The 8931-nt window shown below is 59.1% G+C and carries 6 protein-coding genes; all 6 read left to right on the forward strand.

The window, feature by feature from the left end; translation table 11 throughout:
- Window positions 1–90: 90 nt before the first annotated feature.
- Window positions 91–1491 carry a cytochrome ubiquinol oxidase subunit I gene (locus K787_RS0104125; RefSeq protein ID WP_022961526.1) on the forward strand — a complete coding sequence of 467 codons (1401 nt, stop codon included), beginning with the start codon at window positions 91–93 and terminating at the stop codon, window positions 1489–1491.
- Window positions 1492–1499: 8 nt separating this feature from the next.
- Complete coding sequence (gene cydB / locus K787_RS0104130) at window positions 1500–2501, forward strand: cytochrome d ubiquinol oxidase subunit II (RefSeq protein ID WP_028614568.1); 1002 nt, start codon at window positions 1500–1502, stop codon at window positions 2499–2501.
- Complete coding sequence (gene cydD, locus K787_RS0104135; protein ID WP_022961528.1) at window positions 2485–4167, forward strand: thiol reductant ABC exporter subunit CydD; 1683 nt, start codon at window positions 2485–2487, stop codon at window positions 4165–4167. Before cydB (K787_RS0104130) ends, cydD begins: the two co-directional genes overlap by 17 nt.
- Window positions 4160–5839: a thiol reductant ABC exporter subunit CydC gene (gene cydC, locus K787_RS0104140; RefSeq protein ID WP_022961529.1), complete on the forward strand. Its 1680-nt coding sequence runs from the start codon at window positions 4160–4162 to the stop codon at window positions 5837–5839. The genes cydD and cydC overlap by 8 nt, the downstream gene beginning before the upstream one ends.
- Before the next feature lie 386 nt (window positions 5840–6225).
- Window positions 6226–7782 carry a cytochrome ubiquinol oxidase subunit I gene (locus K787_RS0104145; protein WP_022961530.1) on the forward strand — a complete coding sequence of 519 codons (1557 nt, stop codon included), beginning with the start codon at window positions 6226–6228 and terminating at the stop codon, window positions 7780–7782.
- Window positions 7782–8921, forward strand: a complete 1140-nt coding sequence (gene cydB / locus K787_RS0104150) for a cytochrome d ubiquinol oxidase subunit II (RefSeq protein WP_028614569.1) — start codon at window positions 7782–7784, stop codon at window positions 8919–8921. Before K787_RS0104145 ends, cydB (K787_RS0104150) begins: the two co-directional genes overlap by 1 nt.
- The last annotated feature ends 10 nt before the right edge of the window (window positions 8922–8931 follow it).

An 8931-nucleotide genomic window follows, 5' to 3' on the forward strand; every position in this document is an offset into this window, starting at 1 on the left:
CAGCTTCGTCCTTTTTGACTAACCTCTACTGACCCGCTATCTGTATACCGCACAAGCGGCATAAACTATTTCCATCAAGGAGCTTTGCTCATGGAACTGGACCCTCTCTTGCTGTCGCGCATCCAGTTTGCGTTTGTGGTGTCGTTTCACGCGATCTTTCCGGTATTTACCATCGGTCTGGCGTCCTTTATTGCCTTTCTGGAAATACTCTTCTTCAAAACCGGGAATCCGGTATGGGAGCGCCTGTCCGCTTTCTGGGTGCAGGTGTTCGCGGTGGTGTTTGGCATGGGGGTGGTGTCGGGTATCGTCATGTCCTTCCAGTTCGGTACCAACTGGAGCAACTATTCCTATGCGGCGGCCAACTTTCTCGGGCCGGTTCTCAGCTACGAGGTGATCACTGCGTTTTTCCTGGAGGCGGCGTTCCTCGGGGTGTTGCTGTTCGGACGCAATCGGGTCCCTAAGGGAGTGCATCTGTTCGCGGCCTGTATGGTCGCACTGGGCACCTTCATTTCGTCTTTCTGGATTCTCTCCGCCAATAGCTGGATGCATACGCCGGCCGGTGTGGAGCTGCGCGATGGCGTATTTTTCGTTACCTCCTGGTCGGAAGCAATCTTTAATCCTTCCTTCCCGTACCGCTTTGCGCATATGGGCCTGGCTTCGTTCCTGACCGGTGCTTTTGTGGTCGCGGGGGTAAGCGCCTGGTATTTGTTGCGTGGGCGTGAGGTGGAGATTAACCGCAAGGCGCTGTCCATTTGCCTGTGGCTGATTCTGATCGTGGCCCCGACCCAGGCGGTGGTAGGCGACTTTCATGGCATCAACACGCTGGAATACCAGCCGACCAAAGTTGCAGCGATGGAAGGCAATTGGGAGACCTCGACCGCTGTACCGTTGCTGTTGTTTGCCTGGCCTGATCAGGAGACTCAGAGTAACCGCTTCGAAATTGCTATTCCCAAGCTGGCCAGCCTGATTCTCACCCACGATCCGGAGGGCGAAGTGCCCGGCCTCAATGCCGTGCCCGTAGACGAGCAGCCGCCGGTAGCGCTGGTGTTCTGGGCCTTCCGCATCATGGTTGGGCTGGGTCTGTTAATGATTGCCTTCGGCTTTGTCGGTCTGTTGTTGCGCCGCAAGCAGCGCTATTGGCAGACGCCCTGGTTCCTGCAAGGGCTGCGGCTAATGAGTATTACGCCCTTTATCGCGGTGCTGGCCGGCTGGATCGTGACGGAGGCAGGGCGTGCGCCGTGGCTGGTCTACGGGCTGATGAGTCACGCCGAAGGTGTAACGCCCTCGCTGACTGGTGGTATGGCGCTGTTTACTTTGCTCGGTTATATCCTGGTCTACGCGATGATTTTCAGTGCGGGTCTGTATTACCTGATGCGGGTATTGCAGGACGGTCTGGAGATCGGCGAGCGGGCCTCCGATGTGGATGAAGTACACCGGCCGGCGCGTCCACTCTCGGGCAGTGATGTACCACTTGAACAGAAGGGGTCCTGAATATGGAAATGGAAATCTTCGACCTGTCGATGATCTGGGCGGGTATCATCGCCTTCGCGGTGATCATGTATGTATTGATGGACGGCTTTGATCTGGGCGTGGGTATGTTGTTCCCCTTTGCGCCGGACGAAGACGCGCGCGATGTGATGATGAACTCGGTGGCGCCGGTATGGGATGGCAACGAAACCTGGCTGGTGCTTGGCGGGGCGGGCTTGCTGGGTGCTTTTCCGCTGGTTTATTCGATCCTGTTGCCAGCCTTGTATATTGGCGTGTTCCTGATGCTTGCGGGTCTGATTTTTCGTGGTGTGGCGTTCGAGTTCCGCTTCAAGGCGAAGAGCTCGCGCTATCTGTGGAATTGGGCCTTTGCTGGTGGTTCCTTTCTCGCCGCCTTTGCCCAGGGCGTGGTGGTCGGTTCCTATATTCAGGGCTATGAAACCGAGGGGTTGGCATACGCGGGTGGTGCCTTTGACTGGCTGACCCCGTTCACCGTGATGACCGGGCTGGGACTGATGGCAGGTTATGCGCTGCTCGGCTGTACTTGGCTGATTATGAAAACCGAGGGCTATATTCAGGACTGGGCCTACGGTCTGGCGCCCTGGTTGCTCGGCGCGGTGCTGGCGGTATTTGCCATTATTAGTATCTGGACGCCGTGGGTCGATCCAGCTGCCTATGAACGCTGGTTCGCGGTGATTCGCTGGATCTGGGTTTTCCCGGTGCTGGCACTGTTCTTTGCCTTCCAGATCTGGCGCGGCCTACGCAAGCGCAGGCAGGCGATACCCTTTCTGGCGACGATGGCGATGTTTGCGGCGACCTATTTCGGTCTGCTCTGGACTCGCTGGCCCTACGTTATTCCGCCGAATTTCACCGTGTGGGATGCGGCCTCGGCGCCGGAGTCGCAGTTGTTCCTGCTGATCGGGATGCTCTTCGTGATTCCAATTATCCTCGGCTACACGGCCTGGACTTATTGGGTGTTCCGCGGCAAGGTCCGCGTGGGTGAAGGCTATCACTGAGTCTGGACGCCGCAGCCGCGATTGGTTGCGGCAGCAGGGCCTGGTGGTCCGATCCTGGCACCACGCTGCGGTACTCCTGGGGTTGGCGCAGACGCTAGCCATCATGGCCCAGATGGGTTTGATTGCCTGGCTGGTTCATGCGCTAGTGGTTGAGCAGGTGCCGTATTTCAACCTGTTGTGGCCCGGCGCCGGGCTGGCGCTGGTCATCCTGCTGCGAGCCTTGGCGCAGGCCGCTCAGGAACGCTGTGGTCAGCGTGCCAGCGCCCGGGTACGCCAGCAGGTGCGCGAACAACTGGCGTCTTACTGGGCTGAACTGGGCCCGGTACGCTTGGCAGACCGCTCCAGTGCGAGCCTGACCAACCAATGGGTCGAGCAGGTCGAGGCGCTGGATGGTTATTACGCCCGCTACCTGCCGCAGCAATGGCTCGCGTTATTGTCTCCCCTTGCGATCCTGCTGCTGGTGTTCTGGCTCGACTGGCTGGCCGCGTTGTTCCTGCTGTTTGCTGCGCCGTTGATTCCGCTGTTCATGGCGCTGGTGGGTATGAGTGCGGAGAAGATCAGCCAGCAGCATGTGCTCGAAGCCGGCCGTCTGGCTGGGCATTTTCTCGATCGGGTGCGCAGCTTGACCAGTTTGCAATTGTTCGGTCAAGTCGGGGCGGCAACGCACTCGGTAGCGCTCGCAGCCGAGCGCTATCGTGCGGTGACCATGCGCACCCTGCGAGTGGCTTTTCTATCCTCGGCGGTGCTTGAGTTCTTTGCCTCCGTCGCCATTGCCGTGGCGGCGATGTATATCGGCTTTGGTCTGTTGGGCTATATCCAGTACGGTCCGGCAGCGCAGCTGACATTGTTTTCCGGTTTGTTCATTCTGCTCTTGGCGCCAGAGTTCTTTCAGCCGCTGCGCAGTCTGGCGCAGTCCTACCATGACCGCGCTGCGGCGTTGGGAGCGGCGGACGGCCTTTGCGCGCTGCAACTCGAATCGGCGGCCAACCGCGTCCAGACGGGTAGCCTCACTCCTGGCGCAGATGCCAATAACATCCATATTCAGAACCTGGCGCTGGCTTATCCAGGGCGTGGTCGTGTGCTGGAAGGCATCACTTTGGAGATTGCCCGTGGTCAGGTAGTGGCGCTGGTGGGCCCTTCGGGGTCAGGCAAGTCCAGCTTGCTGCATTGCATCGCCGGCTTCGTGCAACCTGATGATGGTAGCCTCAGCTTGTTCGGTCAGGCGCCCGGTCAGCAGGCCATTGCCTGGCTGGGGCAGCGGCCGTTTCTGATCCAGGGCAGTTGGGCCGACAATCTGCACCTGACCGCGCCGCAAGCCGATGCGGCTGGGATGTTGCGTGCTATTGACGCCGTCGGTCTTGGCCCGCTACTGGCAACTCAACCACGGGGCCTGGAGACGCCGCTGGGCGAAGGCGGGCGCGGGCTGTCCGGTGGGCAGGCGCAGCGCTTGGCACTGGCGCGAGTCTGGTTGTCTGACGCCGAGTTGGTGCTGTTGGATGAGCCGACCGCGAGTCTCGATCAACAGAGCGAGGCCGAGGTGATAGAAGCCCTGCGCGGCCTGGCGGGCAGCGGCCGGACGCTGATCATTGCTACGCATCATCCGGCACTGATGGCGCTGGCTGAACGGCGTATTGAACTGGTCAAGGGGAGGCTCGTAGATGGATGAGCTAAAACCCTGGTTAAAACTGATTATGCAGCGCCGCGGCCGCTTATGGCTTGGTGCGTTGCTGCTGGCATTGACACTATTCAGCGCGGTGGGCCTCCTGGCGCTGTCGGGCTGGTTTATCACAGCCACCGGCGTTACGGCGCTGCTATGGGCGGCGGGGCAGCGCGTCATGTTCGATGTATATATGCCGGGCGGCGGTATTCGCTTTTTCGCCCTGACACGCACCGTAGCGCGCTATTTCGAGCGGGTGTTCAATCACAACACAGTGCTGAGTCTGCTCGCGGATCTGCGCGGGCGGCATTTCGCCGCGCTGGCGGCGCTGGACGGCGCGACCCTGAGTCGGCTGCGTGCGGCCCAGTGGCTTAACCGCCTGACCGCAGATATCGACACCCTGGATACCCTTTACCTGCGCTTGCTGGCGCCGCCGCTGGTGGCCTTGCTCGGCATAGTGCTGGTCTGCGGGTTGATCGCGGTTTTCCATCTGTCGCTGGCCGGTTTGATTGGTGCTGTGCTGCTGGCGCTGTTGTTGGCCCTGACACTGGGTATGGCGTTGTTGGGTTTGCACTACAGCGCCCGGCGAGTAGAGCAACTGGATGGCCTGCGCGTGCTTGCAGTAGAGCAGCTACAAGGTCTGGCGGAGTTGACCGCAGCCGGCACCCTGGCGTTGCATCGCCAGCAGTTGTTGGCCGGCAGTCAGCAGATGGTGGACGATCAACTGGCGCTGCAGGGCCGGATTGCCTTTGGTCAGGCGCTCGCGACCCTGGGCATAATGGGCGCAGTGATGGTGGGTCTGTTTGGCGCCATCCAGGCCTATATTGCTGGACTTTTGTCCGGCCCGGTGATGGTCATGATCCCGCTGGCACTGATGGCGCTAAGTGAGGGTTTCGCTGGGCTGCCTGCGGCCTTCGCTCAATTCGGTGGCACCCGCACGGCAGCCAGACGCTTGAACCAGCAGACGGCGATGAGCACAGCGCTTGTAGATCCGGATCACCCTGCCACCCCGCCAGTCGAGCTAACGTTGCATTGGCAAAACGTCGGCGTGCGGTATGCGGGCCTGCAGCAGCTGAATCTGACACTGAGCCAGGGGGAGCGCTTGGCAATAGTCGGTCCGTCCGGTTGCGGCAAATCGACTCTGGCGGCATTAGCTGTACGCCTGATCGATCCTGATTCGGGGCGCTTGATTGCGGGCGGCGCATTGTCGGACGGCACCTCGCTGGGCGGCACTCCGCTGGACCAGCTGTCGCTGAGCCAATGGCGCGCGCAAGTCGGCTACCTGACACAACAAACCGAATTGCTGCATGACAGCATCGCCGCTAACTTGTTGCTGGCCAAGCCTTCCGCAACCGACGAGCAGCTCTGGCAGGTGCTGGAAATGGTCGATCTGTCTGAGCTGGTCAGTGCCTTGCCTGCCGGGATCAATACTTGGATCGGCGAGTCGGGCAAACAATTGTCTGGCGGTGAAGGGCGACGATTGGCTTTGGCTCGAGTGCTGCTCAAGGACGCGCCATTGGTTGTTCTGGACGAGCCCTTCAGTGGCCTGGATGCGGCCACGCGAGAGCGGGTGAGTAAGCGCCTGGAACCCTGGCTGGCAAACCGAACGGCACTGTTTCTGGGTCATGACGCTGTGTTGTTGCCCAGGGCGGACCGGGTGATCGCGCTGACAGGTTTGTGAAGCACTATCTGCTGCGTTAGAAATGGCCTCACGGAACGTGCTTGAGCGCGGACTCGAAGGGCTGAGCAAAGCGAAAAGCTCATTTATAACGCCTGCACTCTGCTTTTTTGGCCATTTTTACTATGTCTTGCCTGCGTCGCCCAGGTTTTCAACCGCCTGCTGCGCGAGCAGCAATGCTTGCCCGGCGCCCATAACCCCCCTTTTTTTGCACGCCCAACAGGCCGCGTGCACAGCGATTGATGCGCCGCCTTGACATGCGTCAATTCGCCTAATCCCGAGCACGCCTAAAGTGCGTCACACTAGCATGGCAGGTCCCGGCTATGGCCCCTGCCGCGTAGTTGATTCGAATGACCCGCGTTTCACCATCCTCCGAGCGGAGTACGCAGATGGACATTGTAGAGCTCTCCCGCATGCAGTTTGCCTTCACGGCAATGGTTCACTTTCTATTCGTACCACTGACTCTGGGTTTGTCGGTTTTGCTGGCGATCATGGAGTCGGTCTACGTGATGACCGGCAAGCAAATTTACCGTGACATGACCCAGTTCTGGGGCAAGCTGTTCGGTATCAACTTCGCTCTGGGCGTGACCACCGGCCTGGCGATGGAGTTTCAGTTCGGTACCAACTGGTCATATTACTCACATTACGTTGGCGATATTTTCGGCGCGCCGCTAGCCATTGAAGCCCTGATGGCTTTCTTCCTTGAATCGACGTTGTTTGGTCTGTTCTTTTTTGGCTGGGAGCGTATGAGCAAGGTGAAGCACCTGACAATCACCTGGCTGATGGCGCTGGCAACCAACCTGTCCGCGTTGTGGATATTGATCGCCAACGGTTGGATGCAGTATCCAATCGGCTCCGAGTTCAATATCGAAACCATGCGTATGGAAATGACCAGTTTCGCCGAAGTGCTGCTTAACCCGGTGGCGCAGGTCAAGTTCGTACATACGGTGTCAGCCGGTTATGTAACGGGCTCCATCTTCGTGTTGGCGATTTCCAGCTGGTATCTACTCAAGGGACGCGATCTGGCTTTTGCCCGGCGCAGCTTTGCGATTGCCTCGGCCTTTGGTCTGGCCAGCGTGCTTTCGGTGATCATTCTGGGTGACGAATCCGGTTATGAGTTGGGCGAAGTGCAGCAGGTCAAGCTGGCGGCGATCGAGGCCGAGTGGGAAACCCAGCCGGCACCGGCGGCTTTTACCCTGATTGGCTTTCCCAATAAGGAAACGCAACACACTGATTACGCCATCAAGATCCCCGCCGCACTCGGTCTGATAGCGACCCGCTCTCTGGATGAGGAAGTGTCCGGTCTGCGTGAGATCAAGGAGGGTAACCTGCAGCGGATCATCCGTGGGCAGGAAGCCTATGACCTGATGCAACGCATTCGTGCCGGAGACAAGTCCGAGGCCACTGTTGCTGCGTTCAACGAGGTGCGTGATGACCTCGGCTATGGTTTGCTTTTGAGTGGTTTTACCGATGACGTGCTCAATGCCACGCCCGAAGAAATCGCGCTGACTGTGGAAGCTACAATCCCCGAGGTCTGGCCACTATTCTGGGCTTTCCGCATCATGGTGGGCTGCGGCGTGTTGATGTTAGTGCTGTTTGCTTTCGCCTTCTGGCACAGCGCTCGGCGCACCGTTGACAAGCCAAGATGGCTGCTCAGGTTTGCCCTGTTCAGTCTGCCCTTGCCGTGGATTGCCAGTGAGACCGGCTGGTTTGTTGCCGAGTACGGCCGCCAGCCCTGGGCGATTGGTGAGATTCTGCCGACGCACATGGCCGCATCCAATCTTGCTGCGGGCGAGATCTGGTTCACCCTGATTTCCATCGCGGTGCTTTATACCATCTTCGTTGTCATCGAAATGTGGTTGATGACCAAGTACGCACGCAAGGGGCCGTCAAGCCTGCATACCGGTCGCTATGACCTTGAAACCACCATTGCACAGGAGGCCTGATCATGGATTATGAAGCGCTGCGGTTTATCTGGTGGTTGCTGATTGGTGTGCTATTGATCGGCTTTGCGGTTACCGATGGGTTCGACATGGGGGTGGCGGCGCTGCTCAAGGTGGTCGGCAAGAACAACGATGAGCGGCGGGTGATGATCAACGCCATTGCGCCGCACTGGGACGGCAATCAGGTCTGGCTGGTGACCGCTGGCGGTGCGCTCTTTGCGGCCTGGCCGACGGTCTACGCTGCTGCGTTCAGTGGTTTTTACCTGGCCATGATGTTGACCCTGTTTGCGCTGTTCCTGCGACCCCTGGCGCTGGAATACCGCTCCAAGATCGACAATGAACAGTGGCGCAGCCGCTGGGACTGGCTGCTGACGCTGGGTTCTGTGGTGCCAGCGCTGGTGTTTGGTGTTGCCTTCGGTAACCTGCTGCTGGGTGTGCCTTTTCAGTTCGACAATTTGTTGCGGCTGGAATACACCGGAAATCTGTTGGGCCTGCTCAATCCCTTTGCGCTGCTGGCCGGGGTGCTCAGTCTGCTGATGTTCGTCAACCATGGCGCAACCTACCTGCAGCTCAAGAGTGAAGGGCAGATCAAGGCGCGCAGCGAGCGTATTTCCAGCCTGCTGGCGCTGATCTGTGCGCTGCTCTTTGTACTCGGCGGTGTCTGGCTGTGGCTTGGTATTGACGGCTATCAGGTGGTCAGTGTGATTGATACCAATGGCGGCAACCGCACCACCGATAAGGTGGTAGAGGTAGTGTCTGGTGCCTGGTTCAACAACTATGGCAAGCAACCGCTGCTATGGCTGGTGCCGGCGCTGGGGGTTATCTGCTTCGTGCTGTGTTCGTTGTTCAGCCGCTTGCGCTGGCACGCACCGGCCTTTGTCAGCTCGGCGCTGGCGATGGCGATGGTGCTGGTAACCACTGGTGTGAGCATGTTCCCCTTTGTCATGCCGTCTTCGCTGATACCCAATCACAGTCTGACCATGTGGGATTCCACTGCCAGTGAAACCACCTTGTACATCATGTTAGCAGTGGTCTGTGTGTTTGTGCCGCTGATTCTGGCCTACACCGCCTGGGGCTACTTCGTGATGCGCGGCCGCTTGAACGAGCAGCACATCCGTGACAACTCTCACAGCCTGTATTAAGGAGAACGCA

Origin of the sequence: Halopseudomonas pelagia CL-AP6 (assembly GCF_000410875.1) — a bacterium.
GTDB lineage: Bacteria > Pseudomonadota > Gammaproteobacteria > Pseudomonadales > Pseudomonadaceae > Halopseudomonas > Halopseudomonas pelagia.

Bases quoted from the DNA above. Each gene is read 5' to 3' on its own strand.
- K787_RS0104125 (WP_022961526.1), top strand. From the start codon at position 91: ATGGAACTGGACCCTCTCTTGCTGTCGCGCATCCAGTTTGCGTTTGTG.
- cydB (WP_028614568.1), top strand. From the start codon at position 1,500: ATGGAAATCTTCGACCTGTCGATGATCTGGGCGGGTATCATCGCCTTC.
- cydC (WP_022961529.1), top strand. From the start codon at position 4,160: ATGGATGAGCTAAAACCCTGGTTAAAACTGATTATGCAGCGCCGCGGC.
- K787_RS0104145 (WP_022961530.1), top strand. From the start codon at position 6,226: ATGGACATTGTAGAGCTCTCCCGCATGCAGTTTGCCTTCACGGCAATG.